Genomic DNA, 16,722 nt, shown 5'->3' with positions numbered 1-16,722 from the left:
CGTCGTCATGTCACTTCTCCCTTGTCTCTGAGGGTCGACCGGACAACCGGCCTGACATGAACGTACTTATGGCGCCTTTATCTGTCATATCGGATCTACCGAAAGCGTGACGCCAGAGGGCCGACCGGGCGCATCTGCGGCTCCTGATACACCGTCAACACGCAGGAAAATAGGCCTATATGACATTCGACTAGGCCTTCTGGGTGACTCCATGACACCCACTCACCCCGACGGCAGCACCCCGACGGCCCCAGCACACCAAGAACCGCGCCCCCAGCACCCTGAACTACCATCACCCCCCATCACCCCTGGCTGCCGGCCCGGCCCGACGGCGCAGCCCAGACCGAGTCACCAGCAAGCATCTGCCGGATCCATCGCGCATAAGGGGCAGCGACACCCCGAAAACGCGTGTCCCTTACATTCCATCTGCACCGATGTGCTAGAAAACTCCAGTAATCCGGCGCCCCACGCCGGATCTCCGGGACGGCCCTGACGCCACACCGATGACGTCAGGGCCGTCACCACCAGGCGACGCCCGCCGATACGGCGGCATGACTCAGCCCGGCGGCCGGCCGTTCGGTCGCTTATCTCGGCACAGTCTTCGCCGCTGCTCCGCTCATCCGGCTCCGATGTTGACCGAAGCGACGGAATCCAGCGGCATCGCAGCTGTGGCCGGAATGCAGCCGGGGAACGGCGTTGCCTCAGCCTCTGACGATCACTAAAGTCGGTCGGGTGACTGCCGGGTCGGCCATGGGCCATACACGAGTGAGGTTCCCGGCCTCGGCGTGAGCGCGGGGCGGGCAAGAGCCCCGCCGCCTTTTCCGAGTCTTCCTGCAGGGCGCCGCATGCGGCGCCCATCCCAGCGGATCTCAAGACCCGGAGACACACACCACACATGCCGAAAGAATCACAGTACCTGTATGAATCCCAGCTGCCGGCGACCGCCGTCCAGCTCGACCACACCGCCGTCTACGCCAGGGACCGACAGCTGTCGGCCGAGTTCGTCGCCGCAATACTGGGGCTGAAGGTCGGCGCTCCGTTCGGGCCGTTCCTCCCCGTCGACCTCGGCAACGGGGTGACGCTCGACTTCTACGAAAAGCGCGACGAGTCGATCCAGTCGCAACATTACGCATTCCTTGTGCCTGACGAGCAGTTCGACAACATGATCGCCCGTCTGGACGCGGTAGGGGTCACCTACTACGCCGACCCGGGCCACACCGAACCCGGTCAGATCAACCGCCTCTTCGGTGGCCGCGGCGCGTACTTCGACGACCCGGACGGCCACAACATGGAGATCATGACCCGGCCCTACCTACGTCCCTAGCCGACATCCGATCGGCCAGGTGGCAGGTGCAGCCCAGGCCTTGGCCAGGCGGCGTCAGGGCTGACCTGCTGGAGCCGTACAGGCTCATCCCGGCCGCACCGAGCTCGGCGGCCAGGAAGCACGGGGCCTTGAGGTGAAGGCTTCTAAGCAGCGCCGGTGGGCTGCTGCACCCAGACGGTCTTCCCCTGCGCGTCGTAATGGGTGCCCCAGTTGTCAGCGACAGTGGCGATGATGAACAGCCCTCGTCCCGTCTCGTCGATGGTTCGGGCGTGCTTGAGGTGCGGTGCGCTGCTCACAGCGTCGCTGACCTCGCAGGTGAGCATCCCGTCCAGAATCAGGCGCAGTCGAAGTGGTGGGGCGCCGTAGCGGACCGCATTGCCGACGAGCTCGCTGACGATGAGCTCCGTGGTGAACGCGCTGTCTTCGTCGATCTTCCAGGCCGCGAGCTGTCGGCGGGCCGCGGCGCGCGCATGGGGTGCGGCTTCAGGGCCGGCCGGCAAGGGCAGGGTGAGGACCTGCTCCGCGGGAAGGGCTTGGGCGCGTGCCAGCAGTACCAGCTTTTCCGTCTCGTATCGGCCTCTCATCGCGTAGGCCAGCGCGTCGCAGAGCTCGTCCAACGGCTGAGCAGCTCCTTGGTCCAGCAAGGAACGCAGTTGCGTGGACGCCGCGAGGACGTCTTCGTTGCCGATCGCCAGGGTGCTCCCTGCGGGGAGGGCGACCGTGGTGGCTGGGAACGGGGACTGGTCGGTGCCGGCGAGGACGGGGCCCGCAGGGACGGACAGGGTGGTCGAGCTGCCGTCGGGGAAGACCACGTAGGGCTCCGGCAGGCCCGCGCGCACAATAGTGCACTGGTGTTCGACCGAGTCGTAGACCGCGATCAGGCAGCCGGCGGTGAGCGGCTCGCGATGCAAGGGGTCGCCGACCGGGAGCGCCGCGCGTTCGGCGGCCAGGCGGGCGGCAGTGTCACTCAGCCGCGCCATCAGTTCGTCCGGTTCAAGGTCCAAAGCGGCCAGGGACTGGATGACCATCCGCAACTGCCCCATCGTGATGGCGGTGGCCATACCGAGCCCGGCGACGTCACCGACGACCAATGCTGTCCGCGCCCCCGCCAGCTCGATCACATCGAACCACGCGCCCCCACCTCCTCGTCCGGGAAGGTGCAGGTGGGAGACCTCCACCGTGGACGGCGTCGCCGGTCGCTGCGGCAGCAGTTTGCGCTTCACGGTCGCTGCGATAGTTCGCTCTCGGGTGTAGCGGCGGGCGTTCTCGATGCACAGCGCAGCGTGGGCGCACACGTCGGACGTCAGCGCGATGTCCTCTTCCTCGAACGGGTCCTCTGCCCCGTGCCGATAAAAGCTCACCACGCCCAAGGCTTGGCCCCGCAAGGCCAGCGGAGCGACGATCAAGGAGTGGGCGCCGGAGCGTTTGATGGCCTCCGCCCGAGCAGGATCAGCCGCGAGCCACAAGCTGTCTTCCTCCACCGGGACGACCCGCGGGCGCAGGTCAGTCAGTACGCGCGAGAAGGGGGTGCCGTACGGCAGGTTCCGCACCTCACCCACCGGGTAGGCCGACATCAGCCCCCGAAAAGCAGCCCGCCGCAGGGGCACTCCCGGGTCGACCGGGGCCAGCGGCGGCTCCTCACCGCGGACCACGTCCTCGATGACCTCGACCACCGCGATCCCCGAGAACGCCGGCACCACCGCTTTCGTCAATTCCTGGCAGACGGCCATGACCTCCAACCGCTCCCCCACCCGTCGACGCACCTCCTCCAGGATCTTCAGACGCTGTAGGGCGCGCTCACGCTCGGTGACATCCAGGACGGAGGCGACCAGGCCCAGGACCTCACCGCTTTCGCTCTCCAGGCGCACGTAAGAGACGGAATGGATTCTCGGATCGCTGCCGGCGGGCCCCCGTGTGGACCGCACCATGCGGTCGAGCACCGGCTCCCCGCTTTCCATGACACTGCGTGCCACTGCTTCTTCTTCCTCAGGGGCAGCGAGCCGGTAGGCCTCGGTGAACACTTGTCCCAGCAGAGAGCCGGCCGAGGTGGGGCGCGTCCCGCGCATCGCCGCGTTCACGCGGATGATGCGCAGTCGGTCGTCCAGGACATGCAGGTTCATCGGCAAGTGAGTGAACACGGCCCGCAGGATCGCCAGATCCCGATGTGAACCGGCGTCCGCGCCGGCTCGCACCTCCCACGTCACCGACGAGTCAGTCAGTACCGGCCTCACCGCTAGCGAGCCCGGACCGTTGGAGAGGGCCCGGCACCAGTCCTCGGCGGCACCGTTCTCGTGCACGAGGGCACTGATGGACCTGCCGACGGCCTCCTGTGCAAGCCATCCGAACATCTCATGGGCCGAAGGAGACCATTCGATCACCCGCCCGTCGTCATCGATTCGCATGAGCACGTCTCCGCTGGACATGGCCACACCTCCGCTCCAGCCCGTACCCACGAGCCGCACAGCCGTTCGGCCGCTCGGCCGCTCGGCCGCTCGGCCGCAAGCAGATAGCCATGGGCGCAACGGCGACCACTTCCATAGTGGGGGCCGCACGTGGGCCACTGACAACAGCAGAGCACGCGGAACGGGCACGGTCGCCAAGAGCTGTCCGCCGTGAACGGCCAGGCTGTCAATACGCTGGGACACGAAGACCTCACGCGGTGCAGACCTGCACGGTGACTTGTCACCGTGTGAAGTTCCCCCGAGATACAGGGACCAGTAACAGCAGGTCAGATGGGTCTCCTGAGAGGAGGTGCCGGGCGTGTCGGCGGCGGTCCGTCAGGCAATGGCGATCAGGATGGTCGGACGGGCCTGGCGGATGACCTCTGACTGCGGAACACCACCGAGTTGCTCATCTCGCTGCCACCCGGCGACCTCGGCCGCGGGACGGGCGTAGACCTGGAAATCCCGCAGAGTGCCTTGGCTGGATGGCGGTGCCGACACTGGGGGTGTGGACGATCGGCAGCATTTCAGCAGGTGATCGCCGATGAGCCGGTAGAACAGCACCTCGTAACGGCCGTGAAGGGCCGTCAGGCGGACATTCTTCGCCAGGTCGCTGGTCTGGGCTCCGTACTGTTCACAGGCTCGACGGGCCTGCTGGTCCTGCGTGTGCTCGTGGGGCGGCACCAACCCGACCAGACCCGGCGCGAGTCGCGACAGCGGGTGCGCCGGACCGGGTTCCCACCGATGGTGGTCAGGTTGCGCAGCTGCGCGGAGGCGGCCTTGAGGATGGCTCGGGAAAGAACGGGATGCGGCGAGACGACGCATGGGTCCTGTGCCACGTCGTTCAAGCGGGCCAGTGCACCGATCCGCAAGCCGTCGGTGACGGTGGTGATGTCACAACTGGTTGCTCTGGCCTTGGGGCTGCTCGCGGGGTGTTCGAGCGCGGTCCGCAGTGGCGCTGGGCGTCGACCGTGCCGGCCGTCCAGGGCCGGCTGAGTGGCTGTGCTGGTCCGGTGGGGTGGGGTGTGTCAGTAGGCCGAGTTGACGTTGTCGATGGAGCCGTAGCGGTGGGCGGCGTAGTTGCAGGCGGCGGTGATGTTGGCGACGGGGTCGTAGATGTTCTGGGAGGTGCCGCTGACGTGGTAGGTCTTGAAGGTGGGGTCGATGACCTGGAGCAGGCCCTTGGACGGGATGCCCTTGGTGGCGTTGGAGTCCCAGTTGTTGATGGCGTTGGGGTTGCCGCTCGACTCGCGCATCAGGTTGCGGTAGATGCCGTCGTAGGTGCCCGGGATGCCCTTGGCTTGCATGATTTCCAGTGACTGGTTGATCCAGGCGTGGACGCTGCCGCTGGTCTGGGCGGGGGTGGCGGCGGAGGCGGCCGGGGCGCCGGCGAGGGTGCCGGCGACGACTGCGGCGCCTGCGGCGGCCATGCCCAGCGAGATCTTCTTGGTCTGGGTCATGCGGGCGAACTTCTTGGGCATCGTGGTGAGTTGCATTCGGTAATTACCTTTTCGTCGGCGGGTGATGCCAAGAATTGTTAAGTGAGGGGGAAACCCAGGTCAATGCCCCTCTTTTACTAGCGGTATTCGTACCGGCTGCGGGAAATGGTCGGGGGAGTACCTCGGGGCCTGGGATCGGGGTGCTGCGGTGTCTACTGTCTGGTTTCGGAGTGAGGGGCGTCACGTGGCTCACCCCACACGGCAGATGCCGCAAATCGTCATAAGAGTGGCGCAGATCATGTGGCCTGCGTCATATCGGCGGCACCCTATTCGCTCACCGTAATGCCGCATAAGCGTGCTGTATTGGTTATCGGCAGGGGTGGATTATGCGCGCGAACCGGCAGTGAATCCCGGCCCGTGGATGCGTGTGACCGATCCGGTGGCGGCACACCACGCCGACGGTGCGGCAAGCACTTATTCGGCGGCGCGGGGTCGTGCGAATGAGGAGGCCGCGGCCGAGGACGGCGGCATGCCTGGCCGGTCCGCCGGTGGCGGCGCTCGGCCGGCAGCCGGTACGGGGCGGGCTGGATCGGATGCGCCGCCGGGTCAGCCAGTGGCGGGTGGGGCGCCGAGGAAGCCGGACAGGGCGTCCAGCAACCGGTCGACGTCTTCGTCGCTGCTGTAGGGGGCCAGGCCGATCCGCAGCCCGCCCTCGTCGCCCAGTCCGAGCCGGCGGGATGCCTCCAGCGCGTAGAAGGACCCGGCCGGAGCATCGACGCCGCGCTCCGCCAGATACCGCGAGGCGGCGGCGGCGCTGTGGTCCGCCAGGGTGAGCAGCAGGGTCGGGGTGCGCCGGGGGGCCCGGGAGTGCACGGTGACGCCGCCGAGGTCGGCCAGTCCCTGTTCGATGCGGGCCCGCAGGGCGTCCTCGTGGGCCTCGATCGCCGTGAAAGCGGCGATGAGCCGTTCCCGGCGGGTGCCGTCGCCCCCCGGGGCCAGACCGGCGAGGAAGTCCACCGCCGCGCGGGCCCCGGCCAGCAACTCGTATGGGAGGGTGCCCAGTTCAAACCGCTCGGGCACCGCGTCGGTGGAGGGCAGCAGTTTGTCCGGCTGGAGCGTCTCCAGCAGTTCGGGGCTGCCTGCCAGCACGCCCAGGTGCGGGCCGAGGAATTTGTACGGCGAACAGACCAGGAAGTCCGCGCCGAGGCCGGGCAGGTCGACAGCGGTGTGCGAGGCGTAATGCACAGCGTCCACATGCAGCAGGGAACCGGCCCGGTGTACCAGGTCGGCGACGGCGGGAATGTCGGGGCGGGTGCCGATGAGGTTCGACGCAGCGGTGACAGCCACGAGACGGGTCTGTCCGGAGAGCACTCCGGCGATGTGATCGGTCGTCAACTCACCAGTGGCCGCGTCGAAATCTGCCCATCGGACGGTGGCGCCGACGGCCTCGGCCGCCTGGATCCAGGGGCGGATGTTGGCATCGTGATCGAGCCGGCTGACGACCACCTCGTCACCCGGGCCCCAGTTCTTGGCCAGGGTGCGGGACAGGTCGTAGACGAGCTGGGTGGAGCTGCGGCCGAACACGATGCCCCGAGGATCGGCTCCCAGCAGGTCGGCCAGCGCGCAGCGGGCACCGGTCACGACCGCCTCCGCGTTGCGCTCGCCCTCGGTGGTACGGCCCCGGTTGGCGAGGGGGTTGGCCAGCACATCCGAGATGGCGTCGATCACCGGCTGCGGTGTCTGGGTGCCGCCGGGGGCGTCGAAGCGGGCAGAGCCGGACTTCAGGGCGGGGATCTGTGCGCGGACCGCGTCGACGTCGAAGGCCATGCGTACTCCTGAGGGCGAGGGGCGTGCGGGGCGGCGGGGGCCGGGAACAGCGCCACCGATGCGGGAGCACTGCCCCGCACCCGCCTGCGGTATGCGCTGCAGCCCGCCTGCGGGCTCCAGCGCGTTCGCCGGTGGCGATTCGGAATTCCACCACATGGCCGGTGCCTCACTCGGAGCGGCACCGGCCGACGTACGACGTCCGTGCACCTACCGGGAACGTTCGGGGGGCGTAGCACCGCACGTGACTCCGAGTGACGCTGAGCGATCGAGGGCCCGGGGCCGCCGGCATGGTCTCTTCTGCCCGGTGCCACGCTGACGCCGGCCGTCATTTCCTGGCCTTTGCGGGAATGATGGAACCATGCCGAACCCGACGATCCTGACTGTCGATGACGACCCGGCGGTCTCCCGGGCGGTCGCCCGCGACATCCGGCGACAGTACGGCGACCGCTACCGCATCGTGCGCGCGCTCTCCGGCCGCGATGCGCTGGATGCACTGCGTGAGCTCAAGCTCCGCGGCAATCAGCTCGCGCTCATGCTTGCCGACTACCGCATGCCCCAGATGAACGGCATCGAGTTCCTCGAGGCGGCCATGGATCTCTTCCCGCTGGCCCGCCGCGTGCTGCTGACCGCCTACTCGGATACCGAAGCGGCCATCGACGCAATCAATGTCGTGGACCTGGACCACTATCTGCTGAAGCCCTGGAGCCCGCCGGAAGAGCACCTCTATCCGGTGATCGACACGCTGCTGGATCTGTGGCACTCCACGCCTGATCCGGGAGACATGGAGACCCGCGTGGTGGGGCACCGTTGGTCCGCGCCGTCCTTCGCGGTACGTGACTTCCTCACCCGCAATCTCGTGCCCTATCGCTGGTTGCTGGCCGACGAGCCGGAGGGGGAGCGTCTCCTGGCTGCCGCCGGGGTGTCTGCGGCCGACGTACCGCTGGTCATCACCCCGGAGGGGAAGCCTCTGGTCTCCCCCACCGAGCGGGAGCTCGCCGCGCAGGTCGGACTCAGCACCGTTCCGGCCTCGGATTTCTACGACCTGGTGGTCGTCGGTGGCGGGCCGGCCGGTCTGGGAGCTGCTGTCTACGGTGCTTCGGAGGGGCTGCGTACGGTCCTGGTGGAGCAGCAGGCGACCGGCGGGCAGGCCGGGCAGAGCAGCCGTATCGAGAACTACCTCGGCTTCCCCGATGGCGTCTCCGGTGCCCAGCTGACCGAGCGGGCCCGCCGCCAGGCGCTGAAGTTCGGGGCGGAGATCCTCAGCGCGCAACGGGCTGTCGCACTGGAGGTGGCGGGATCGGGCCGGGTGCTGCACCTGGGTCCGGAGAGTTCCATTGCCGCGCACACCGTGGTCCTGGCCACCGGGGTGTCCTACCGGCGGCTGGCCGCCACCGGGCTGGAGGAGTTCACGGGGGCGGGCGTCTTCTACGGATCCGCCGTCATCGAAGCGCCCAGCTGCTCCGGGGATGACGTGTACATCGTCGGCGGTGCCAACTCCGCAGGGCAGGCAGCGGTGTATTTCTCCCGCTACGCACGGCGCGTTCACGTCCTCATCCGGCAAGGCGATCTGAGCCGTTCGATGTCCAGCTATCTGATCGACCAGATCAACGGAATCGCCAACATCGAGATCCACCCGTGGACCGAGGTGATCGGCGTTCAGGGCGAAGGGCACCTGCAGCAGCTGTCCGTGCGTGACAACCGGTCAGGCACCGTGCGCACCATTGCCGCGTCGTGGCTGTTCATCTTCATCGGGGCCGAACCGCATACGGAGTGGCTGGCGGGAGTGGTCACCCGCGATGCGCGCGGATTCGTGGTGACCGGCCCCGACCTGGTGGCCGGAGGGGAGCGTCCGGTCGGGTGGCGGCTGCCGAGAGATCCCTACCACCTGGAGTCGAGCGTGCCCGGTGTCTTCGCTGCGGGGGATGTGCGCTCCTCCTCGGTCAAACGTGTGGCGTCGGCCGTCGGCGAGGGAGCCATGGCTGTCGCGCTGGTGCACCGCTATCTGGAGGCGCAGTGACCACGTCAGCAAAGCTGTCACCGGAGCAGTTGCGGACTCTGTTACTGTTCGAGAAGCTCAGCGACGAGCAGCTCGGCTGGCTGGCAGAACACGGCCGTACGGAGCAATGGCCTGCCGGAAGCGTGGTGTACGGGGAGGGCCAGTCGGCCACGTGCTTCTTCGTGCTGCTCAGCGGGGCGATCGCGCTCAGCCGTGTGCTGCACGGCGACGATGTGGAGGTCACTCGCACTGATCAGCGCGGTGTGTACAGCGGGGCGACTCGCGCGTACCTCGGGGACCGTGTCGAGCAGCGGTACCCCCACACCATGCGGGCTGTCACCGATGCCGAGTTCTTCGTGTTGCCGGCCAATGAGTTCGCGAGCGTGGTGGACACCTGGTTCCCGATGGCACTTCACCTGCTGGAGGGCCTGTTCTTCGGTACGCGTGCGGCCAATGCCATCGTCAACGAGCGCGAGCGGCTGCTGGCCCTGGCGTCGCTGTCGGCAGGCCTCACCCACGAGCTGAACAATCCCGCGGCAGCCGCTGTACGGGCCACCGCGGCTCTGCGGGAGCGCGTAGCCGGTATGCGCCACAAGCTCGCCGTGATCGCTGACGGCCGGCTGGACGGAACCAAGCTGCATCGTCTCGTGGAGCTGCAGGACGATGCGGTTCAACAGGCCGCTGCGGGTCCCGGTCTGACCGCGCTGGCTGCTGCGGATGCGGAGGATGCCGTCGGCGACTGGCTCGAGGAGCACGGAGTCACAGAGGCGTGGGATCTGGCACCGACTCTGGTCGCTGCGGACATCGGCGTGCCGTGGCTGACCTCGGTGGCCGACACCATCGGTGAGGACAATCTCGGCTCCACGGTGAGGTGGCTGGCGTACACCATCGATGCGGAGCTTCTGATGGGTGAGATCGATGACGCCGTGACCCGCATCTCGGGACTGGTCGGCGCCGCACAGCAGTACGCACAACTGGACCGGGCGCCGCAGCAGACCGTGGATGTGCACACGTTGCTCGATGCCACGTTGACGATGCTTCGGGCGAAGATTTCGTCCCGTGTCCTGGTGGTCAAGGAATACGACCGTGAGCTACCGCCGATTCCGGCCTTCGGGGCAGAGCTCAACCAGGTATGGACCAACCTGATCATCAACGCCGTCGACGCCATGCCTGCCGGGGGCACACTGACACTTCGAACGTGGCGGGAGGAGGCCCGACTGGTCGTGGAGGTGGCCGACACCGGCGCAGGGATTCCGCCTGACATCAGGCCCCGGATCTTCGAGCCGTTCTTCACCACCAAACCGGTCGGTGAGGGCACTGGGCTGGGGCTGGACATCTCCTACCGCATCGTGGTCAACAAACATCGCGGGGACATCCGGGTCTCCTCGCAGCCGGGCGACACTCGCTTTCAGGTGTATCTGCCGATCGACCCAGAGAACGAGGGGCCCTGACGGCGCCGCAGGTGACACCCCGCCGCTTTCAGCCAGGTATCTGCGGTGCTCCGCCCGCTGGGAGGCGGACATGACGTCCGGGGAGGTCTGATTCGCCGTCCGTGCCGCCCGCCCCGGCACCTGGTCAGCGGTGGAGGCGGATGTCGGCCAGGCTCCACCAGTTGCCGGCGGTACCGGTCGCTGTCACGCGGAGGTGGCGTGCGGTGGTGGGACGCAGGTCGACGTCGGTGATCTGGCCGGATCCGGTGCCGGTGGCCACTGCAGCTGGGCCACCGGCGCATCGGCGTCATCGGTGGCCCCCGTCGACTGGCTGGCCAGTCAGTCGCGCATCGCCGGCCACGCCGCGGCGCTCGCCGAGGCTGGCCTGCTGCCCTCTCCCGGTCTGCAGCTCAGCATCGAGCCGACGGCCGACCGGGGCTATGAGGCCGCGGGAGAACTCCTCGACCTGCCCGAGCGCCCCACTGCGCTGGTCGCGTTCAACGACAGGACGGCGGTCGGGGCTCTGGAACACCACACTGTGGACGCTCTGCACGTGGAGCTCGCCACCCATCTCGTACTGCGTGAATCCCACGGGACCCGCGCCACGCGCCTGACCTCTGACGCGGCCTGCTGCCGCATCACGCCGCCTCGATGCGACGAGCGACGAGGCCGAGCCCTGTCATCGGGCCCACCGGGTCAGATCAGCGCGGCGCGCACGTCGGCGAGCGCCTCGTCGAGGGTGGTCGCAACGTTCTCGTGGCCGCTGAAGCCGTCATCCTCGCCCGGGTCGACGGTCCAGCCCCAGCCACTTTCAGGGTGCCCGTCGATGGTTGCCGCGTGCTTTCCCTTGGTGATGGTGATGGAGAGGTTTCCGCCGGGGAAGGTCTCTACATCGACGTGCGCCGTGTCGCCGAACGCGTGATGGATGGCGTCGCGGGCTTCCTGCTCGGTGGTCATGGGCTGCTCCTGATGGACGGTGACGACGACAGTGCGGCCGTCCGAGGGTGTGGGTGGAGGTGCCGACGGGGGCGGTGAGGCCGAGGCGTTGCGAGCCGGTGACCGCTCGGCGGGCGCTGGTGGAGTAAGTAGAGCGGGGCCTCTCCCCACGCCGTTCCAGTACCCTCGCAGCGTAATCAACCTGACGCCGAGTGGGATCCAATCACTCCATTTGATCATTCTGTTGGAGGTTCGCGGACGTCGCCACGCGTGTCACACGACGCGACGCACACCTGTGGGAATCGCTCAAAGGTGTGAGTCAGGGAGTGCGCGTACTACCGCGTCTGATCGAAGAACCGGTCGAGGACGACGTCGTTCGCGTACGTCTGCGCCCAGGCAAAGTGCGGGTTCGCCCTGGTCAGGTCATGCCGGCCGGGAAGGGTCGGCAGGGATGAACCGAGTCGCATTCAGAGCGAGATGGCCCCGGTGGCCAGCGCCGTGGCAGTCATCACGAGGGTGGTGGCAAAGGCCCAGCCGAAGATGAAGCGCTGGTGCTCGCCGAGCTGCACACCGCTCATGCCGACGAGGATGAAGGTGGAGGCGGTGAGCGGGCTGAGCGGGAAGCCGGTGGTCATCTGGCCGAGGATGGCGGCCCTGGCGACTTCGGCCTGGTCGCTGCCGAATCCGGACGCGGTGCGGGACAGCACGGGCAGCACGCCGAAGTAGTAGGCGTCCGGGGTGAAGGCCAGGCTCAGCGGCATTCCGGTGATGGCCGCCGAGGGAGTCCGGCACGACGGAGACGAGCGCCTTGGCCATCTCGGAGATCATCTTGGTTCCGGTCAGCACTCCGGTGAACGCACCGGCGGCGAAGATCAGCGTGGTGACGAGCACCACGCTCTTGGCGTGCTTCTCGAGCAGCGCCTGCTGCCCTTCCCAGGTGGGGTGGTTGACCAGCAGGGCCATGGCGAAGGCAACCGCGAACAGCACCGGCAGGGGCATGACTTCCATGACCAGACCGACCAGCAGCACCACGGTCAGCGCAGCGTTGAAGACCGTCAGGAAGATCCGGCGCCGCGTCACCGGCGGCACCAGAGGAGTACCCGGGCCGTCGCCGGCCGCATAGGCGGGCTGCGTCTCTGCCTGCTGCTTCCTGTCGGCGGCCTGCTTGCCCTGTGGCATCGGTGCACCGAGACGACGGCGTTCCCTGCGGCCGATCCAGTACGACGCCAGCAGAACCCAGGCGATACCGAGACCCATTGCAGGCAGGACCGACGTGAACACCTCTGAACTGTCCAGCTTCAGCGCCGCCATGGCCCGGACCGTCGGTCCGCCCCAGGGAATCATGTTCATCACGCCCGCGCCGAGGCAGACGGTGCCGGACAGCACCAGCGGGCTCATCCCCAGGCGCTTGTAGACGGGCAGCAGCGCGGAGACCGTGATGAGGAAGGTCGACGCGCCGTCACCGTCCAGGGACACACACATCGTGAGCACGGCCGTGCCGACGGCTATCCGCGCCGGATCGTTGCGTGCAGCGCGCAGAATCTGACGTATCAGAGGGTCGAAGAGACCGGCGTCCACCATCAAAGTGAAGTAGAGGACTGCGAAGGCGATCATGATGCCGGTGGGCGCCACCGTGGCGAGTCCGGTGAGGACCATGTCGCCCATCTCACCGGCGAAGCCCCCGACGAGCGCGGCCAGCACCGGGAGCAGAACCAGGGCCACCAGGACGGACACGCGCTTCGTCATGGTGAGCAGCAGGAACAGGCCGATCGTGGAAAACCCCAGAGCTGCCAGCATGGGTGTCCCTCACTTTCTCGTAGAAGACTCCTGGCGGGAACCGCAGGATGCCCGGGAGAGCGCCGTGCTTTGCCGACGAGTTTCAGAGCGGTGACAGATCGGCGTCCATCATCAAACCAAGATCTATCCATGCGATCTGCGCATCAATGGCCCCGGGCACACTTAAGCTCGCTCCCCATGGAAACCACCCTGCGTCAACTCGCGGCATACGCCGCTGTCGCCCGGGCCGCGAGCTTCACGGCGGCCGCCGCGCAGCTGCACATCTCCCAGTCCTCGCTCAGTCGTGCGGTGGCGGATCTGGAGCGGCAGTTGGGCACGCAGCTCCTCGAACGCGACACGCGCAATGTCCAGCTGACCGCCGCGGGCGCCGAGGCGCTGCGGATAGCCGAACAGATCGTGAACTCGCACCGGTCCGGGATGAAGGAGCTGGAGCGGTTCCTGCTCGGGGAGTCGGGAACGGTCGCGGTGGCCACCCTCCCCTCAGTGGCCGCGGTGCTGTTGCCCGAGGTGATCTCCAGCTTCCGGAAGCAGCAGCCCCAGGTGGCGATACAGATCATGGACGGACTAGAGCAGTCGGTGGTGGACCGCGTCCTGTCGGGGGACGCCGACTTCGCGATCACCACGGGCGAGCCGTCGGGCCAGCTGGAGCACCGCCCCCTGGTCCGGGACAGGTTCGTCGCGGTGCTGCCGCAGGCTCATCCGCTCGCCGACCGTCCGCAGGTCTCCTGGGAGGACCTGGCCCGTGAGCCGTTCCTCGCCGTCGGACGGGACTCGAGCGTAAGGCGGCTCACCGACGCGGCCTTCGCCCAGGTCGACGCGCAGACGGCGCCGGCCTCCGAGGCGGGAAACGTGGCAACGGTGGGCGGTCTCGTGGCGGCCGGCCTCGGGGTGTCCGCGATGCCCGCCCTCGTGCTGCCGCTGCTGGGCAGCGGGCCCGTCGTCCACCGGCCACTCGTCGAGCCCGCGGTCGACCGGCGCCTGGACATCGCCTTGCGCGCGCGCCGCCCCCTGCCGCCCGCGGCGCAGCGATTCCTCACGACACTGGAGGAGTTCCGCACGCAGCAGCGCGACCTCCCAACCGGGGTCTCCTGGACCTGACCTGGACCCGAGCCCCTGGGCCGCCACCCCTTTCGATCCATCAATTCATGCATAAGCCACATGGATTGATGGATTTTTGTTGCTGGACAGGCATTTCGTCACGTGGGCACGCTGAAGCCCGCCGGAGGAACGCGAGTTGATCGTGACGACTGGTGCCGTGCATCGAGCAAGGGACGACGTTTCAGCAAGGGAGCACAGTGGTGTCGAGCAAGCATCCGGATACCGAACATCGCCCGCCTGCTCGGGCTCGACCAGGACGAGTTCGCCACCGCGGCACAGCAGCATGCCGGACGCAGACAACTCGACGACGGTCTGCGGGCCTGGGTGGCCGAGCGCACCGCCGCCGAGTGCGGGGAAGCGTTCACCCGTGCCGAAGTCGTGGCCTCCCGGGTGTTCAGTGCCGCGGACATCGCCGACGACCCGGTCTATGCCGAGCGGGAGGACATCGTCACCGTCGACGACGCGGACCTCGGGCCCGTACGCATGCAGGCTGTGATCCCTCACTTCAGGCAGCACCCCGGGAAGGTCTGGCGGACCGGTCCTGCCCTGGGGCAGGACAATCACCTCGTCTACCGCGAGTGGCTCGGCCTCGGCGAGGACGAACTGGCGGAGCTGGAGAAGCACGATGCCGTCTGAGACCGACGCATGCGTTCCGGTCCGCCCTCCGCTGCGCTCCCTGCTCTTCGTGCCGGGCACCAGGACGGACTGGCTGCCGAAGGCACGGGCGGCGGGCGCCGACGCGGTCATCCTCGACCTGCAGGACGCGGTGCCGCAGGACAGTAAGGCGTCCGCCCGTGACCAGGTGGCCGAGGCCGTAGCGCGGCTCTCCACGGACGCGATCGGCCGGCCTGCGCTCTTCGCCCGGATCAGCGCGCTCGACGGCTGGGCAGCCGCCGAGGAACTGCGCGCGATCGCCCGCCCCGGACTGAGCGGAATCGTGCTGCCCAAGGTGGACGGAGCCCACGACGTACGCATCGCGGACCGGTTGCTCGGCTGGTGCGAACGCGAGCAGGGCCTGCCACAAGGACGGATCGCCCTCATTCCGCTCCTGGAGACGGCCCGTGCGCTGCGCGAGGCCTACGACTGTGCGGCTGCCGCCCCACGCGTGGCGTACCTGGGCGCGATCACCGGCGCCGGCGGCGATGTCGAGCGCGCCGTCGGTTACCGATGGAGCCCGCAGGGCACCGAGACGCATGCTCTGCGCGCCCGTGTCCTCCTGGACGTGCGAGCTGCGGGAACACCCCACCCGGTCGCCGGACTGTGGACGCGCATCGGTGATCTCGACGGACTGCGCTCCTTCGCCGAACAGAACCGTTCCCTCGGCTACGCGGGAATGATGGCGATCCACCCCTCCCACATCGCCGTGATCAACGATGTGTTCTCGCGCGACCCCGCCGAACTCGCGCGCGCGGCACGGCTGATCGCCGCCGTGGAGGAGGCGCAGAAACGCGGCGCAGGCGCAGTGACATTCGAGGGAGAGATGGTCGACGAGGCGATGGCGGCGACGGCCCGGCTGGTGCTGGAGCGGTACTCCGGGCCGAAGCCGAGCCCGCCCGGTACACCTCGGCCTCGAGCAGCCAAGGCAGTGGGTTGTGAACGTCGATGACGGTCATTCAGGACAACGAGGGCGCGCCTTTGCTGTACTGGAATCAGGGCACGCCGACCAACCGGGTGATAGATGTCATATTTACGGCATGTCGGATATGACAGATAAACAGACAATCCGTACTTTCATTCACAGGTCGGCAGCCCAGCCGACGTCTCTGAGACAGAAAGAAGTGACATGACCACGCGTACCGTCGCAGTGACAGCCGCTGTAGTAGGCGCCGCGGTTCTCGCTACAACTGGCATCACCTATGCCTCGGCCGCCGGATCCACCCAGGCAGCCCCGTCCATCCAGCAGGCGGCCCCCTTCGGCGGCGACAGTGACACCGACAAGGGCAAGGGGAACGAAGGGAAGGGCGACGAGGGCCGCGACCGCGACTACGGTGGTGGTGGTGGTGGTGGTGGTGGCGGCGGCTACTACCACGACGAGGGGAGGATCCACTTCAACGAGCGGACGTACTCCGCCCACTCGGAGGAGGGCTGCATCACTGTGGTCAGCGGTCTGGGTTCGCGGAGCTTCAACGTCCGCAACGACAGCCACAAGACCGTTGAGATCTTCCGCGGTGCCACCTGCGACAACGGCTCCCCGGTCGCCACTGTCGGCCCCTGGAGCACCAGCAACGGCGTCTTCACCCGCAGCGTCCACGGGGGCGTAAAGGTACGCAACGGCGTCGTGGGCAGCTTCCGAGTGGTCAAGGACCACTACTACAAGTGGTAACAGCCCCACCCGCACAGCACGGAAACCCCGGCCCGTCGGAATCGGGCCGGGGTTTCCCGCATGGGGAATACTCCTCGGTGGATGCCCCGCTCCGCACGGCCGCACAAGCGT

15 protein-coding genes and 1 pseudogene are annotated in these 16,722 nt (G+C 67.9%); 8 read left to right on the top strand and 8 right to left on the bottom strand.

Annotated features, from left to right (window positions below; translation table 11 throughout):
- Positions 1–895: 895 nt before the first annotated feature.
- Positions 896–1,324 (top strand): VOC family protein, encoded by a 429-nt coding sequence (locus ABZV38_RS17150; RefSeq protein ID WP_356327796.1) that lies wholly within the window; start codon positions 896–898, stop codon positions 1,322–1,324.
- Between the two features lie 143 nt (positions 1,325–1,467).
- Here ABZV38_RS17150 and ABZV38_RS17145 read toward each other — a convergent pair whose 3' ends face one another.
- From ABZV38_RS17145 to ABZV38_RS17125, 5 genes are all read right to left on the bottom strand, one after another.
- Positions 1,468–3,747, bottom strand: coding sequence for a SpoIIE family protein phosphatase (locus tag ABZV38_RS17145; protein ID WP_356327794.1), 2,280 nt, complete (start codon positions 3,745–3,747; stop codon positions 1,468–1,470).
- Between the two features lie 354 nt (positions 3,748–4,101).
- Positions 4,102–4,449, bottom strand: a complete 348-nt coding sequence (locus ABZV38_RS17140; RefSeq protein ID WP_356327804.1) for a hypothetical protein — start codon at positions 4,447–4,449, stop codon at positions 4,102–4,104.
- The gene (locus ABZV38_RS17135; RefSeq protein WP_356327802.1) at positions 4,353–4,604 is read right to left on the bottom strand and encodes a hypothetical protein; all 252 of its coding nucleotides are present in this window, start codon (positions 4,602–4,604) and stop codon (positions 4,353–4,355) included. Before ABZV38_RS17135 ends, ABZV38_RS17140 begins: the two co-directional genes overlap by 97 nt.
- A 189-nt stretch (positions 4,605–4,793) precedes the next feature.
- A complete protein-coding gene (locus tag ABZV38_RS17130) occupies positions 4,794–5,261 on the bottom strand; it encodes a transglycosylase SLT domain-containing protein (protein WP_356327793.1) in 468 nt (155 codons plus the stop codon).
- A gap of 549 nt (positions 5,262–5,810) precedes the next feature.
- Positions 5,811–7,031, bottom strand: a complete 1,221-nt coding sequence (locus ABZV38_RS17125) for a cysteine desulfurase-like protein (RefSeq protein WP_356327791.1) — start codon at positions 7,029–7,031, stop codon at positions 5,811–5,813.
- Positions 7,032–7,389: 358 nt separating this feature from the next.
- On the opposite strand from ABZV38_RS17125, the gene ABZV38_RS17120 reads away from it, so the two are divergent.
- Both ABZV38_RS17120 and ABZV38_RS17115 read left to right on the top strand, forming a co-directional pair.
- Positions 7,390–9,048 carry an FAD-dependent oxidoreductase gene (locus ABZV38_RS17120; RefSeq protein WP_356327790.1) on the top strand — a complete coding sequence of 553 codons (1,659 nt, stop codon included), beginning with the start codon at positions 7,390–7,392 and terminating at the stop codon, positions 9,046–9,048.
- The gene (locus ABZV38_RS17115; RefSeq protein WP_356327789.1) at positions 9,045–10,478 is read left to right on the top strand and encodes an ATP-binding protein; all 1,434 of its coding nucleotides are present in this window, start codon (positions 9,045–9,047) and stop codon (positions 10,476–10,478) included. The genes ABZV38_RS17120 and ABZV38_RS17115 overlap by 4 nt, the downstream gene beginning before the upstream one ends.
- A 124-nt stretch (positions 10,479–10,602) precedes the next feature.
- Here ABZV38_RS17115 and ABZV38_RS17110 read toward each other — a convergent pair whose 3' ends face one another.
- Entirely contained in the window at positions 10,603–10,737 is a 135-nt protein-coding gene (locus ABZV38_RS17110) for a hypothetical protein (protein ID WP_356327788.1), read from the bottom strand.
- A 33-nt stretch (positions 10,738–10,770) separates the two neighbouring features.
- On the opposite strand from ABZV38_RS17110, the pseudogene ABZV38_RS17105 reads away from it, so the two are divergent.
- Positions 10,771–10,923 (top strand): annotated as a pseudogene (locus tag ABZV38_RS17105) (LacI family transcriptional regulator); the annotation flags it as partial.
- A 230-nt stretch (positions 10,924–11,153) separates the two neighbouring features.
- Here the strand turns inward: ABZV38_RS17105 and ABZV38_RS17100 are convergent.
- Positions 11,154–11,414 (bottom strand): hypothetical protein, encoded by a 261-nt coding sequence (locus ABZV38_RS17100; RefSeq protein WP_356327803.1) that lies wholly within the window; start codon positions 11,412–11,414, stop codon positions 11,154–11,156.
- Positions 11,415–11,816: 402 nt separating this feature from the next.
- Positions 11,817–13,190, bottom strand: coding sequence for a citrate:proton symporter (locus tag ABZV38_RS17095; protein WP_356327786.1), 1,374 nt, complete (start codon positions 13,188–13,190; stop codon positions 11,817–11,819).
- Between the two features lie 177 nt (positions 13,191–13,367).
- Between ABZV38_RS17095 and ABZV38_RS17090 the strand changes: the two genes are divergently transcribed.
- From ABZV38_RS17090 to ABZV38_RS17075, 4 genes are all read left to right on the top strand, one after another.
- Positions 13,368–14,288 (top strand): LysR family transcriptional regulator, encoded by a 921-nt coding sequence (locus ABZV38_RS17090; RefSeq protein WP_356327784.1) that lies wholly within the window; start codon positions 13,368–13,370, stop codon positions 14,286–14,288.
- Positions 14,289–14,390: 102 nt separating this feature from the next.
- Entirely contained in the window at positions 14,391–14,924 is a 534-nt protein-coding gene (locus ABZV38_RS17085) for a CoA transferase (RefSeq protein ID WP_356327782.1), read from the top strand.
- Positions 14,914–15,894 (top strand): CoA ester lyase, encoded by a 981-nt coding sequence (locus ABZV38_RS17080; protein ID WP_356327781.1) that lies wholly within the window; start codon positions 14,914–14,916, stop codon positions 15,892–15,894. Before ABZV38_RS17085 ends, ABZV38_RS17080 begins: the two co-directional genes overlap by 11 nt.
- A 177-nt stretch (positions 15,895–16,071) precedes the next feature.
- Complete coding sequence (locus ABZV38_RS17075) at positions 16,072–16,611, top strand: hypothetical protein (RefSeq protein ID WP_356327779.1); 540 nt, start codon at positions 16,072–16,074, stop codon at positions 16,609–16,611.
- The last annotated feature ends 111 nt before the right edge of the window (positions 16,612–16,722 follow it).

It is taken from the genome of Streptomyces sp. NPDC005181, assembly GCF_040608395.1.
In the GTDB taxonomy this organism is placed as follows: Bacteria; Actinomycetota; Actinomycetes; order Streptomycetales; family Streptomycetaceae; genus Streptomyces.
The sequence above is the reverse complement of the archived record's forward strand: the minus strand, read 5'-3'. Positions and strand labels throughout refer to the sequence as shown.

Bases quoted from the DNA above. Each gene is read 5' to 3' on its own strand.
- ABZV38_RS17150 (WP_356327796.1), top strand. From the start codon at position 896: ATGCCGAAAGAATCACAGTACCTGTATGAATCCCAGCTGCCGGCGACC.
- ABZV38_RS17080 (WP_356327781.1), top strand. From the start codon at position 14,914: ATGCCGTCTGAGACCGACGCATGCGTTCCGGTCCGCCCTCCGCTGCGC.
- ABZV38_RS17120 (WP_356327790.1), top strand. From the start codon at position 7,390: ATGCCGAACCCGACGATCCTGACTGTCGATGACGACCCGGCGGTCTCC.
- ABZV38_RS17095 (WP_356327786.1), bottom strand. From the start codon at position 13,190: ATGCTGGCAGCTCTGGGGTTTTCCACGATCGGCCTGTTCCTGCTGCTC.
- ABZV38_RS17100 (WP_356327803.1), bottom strand. From the start codon at position 11,414: ATGACCACCGAGCAGGAAGCCCGCGACGCCATCCATCACGCGTTCGGC.
- ABZV38_RS17090 (WP_356327784.1), top strand. From the start codon at position 13,368: ATGGAAACCACCCTGCGTCAACTCGCGGCATACGCCGCTGTCGCCCGG.
- ABZV38_RS17075 (WP_356327779.1), top strand. From the start codon at position 16,072: ATGACCACGCGTACCGTCGCAGTGACAGCCGCTGTAGTAGGCGCCGCG.
- ABZV38_RS17125 (WP_356327791.1), bottom strand. From the start codon at position 7,031: ATGGCCTTCGACGTCGACGCGGTCCGCGCACAGATCCCCGCCCTGAAG.
- ABZV38_RS17145 (WP_356327794.1), bottom strand. From the start codon at position 3,747: ATGTCCAGCGGAGACGTGCTCATGCGAATCGATGACGACGGGCGGGTG.
- ABZV38_RS17130 (WP_356327793.1), bottom strand. From the start codon at position 5,261: ATGCAACTCACCACGATGCCCAAGAAGTTCGCCCGCATGACCCAGACC.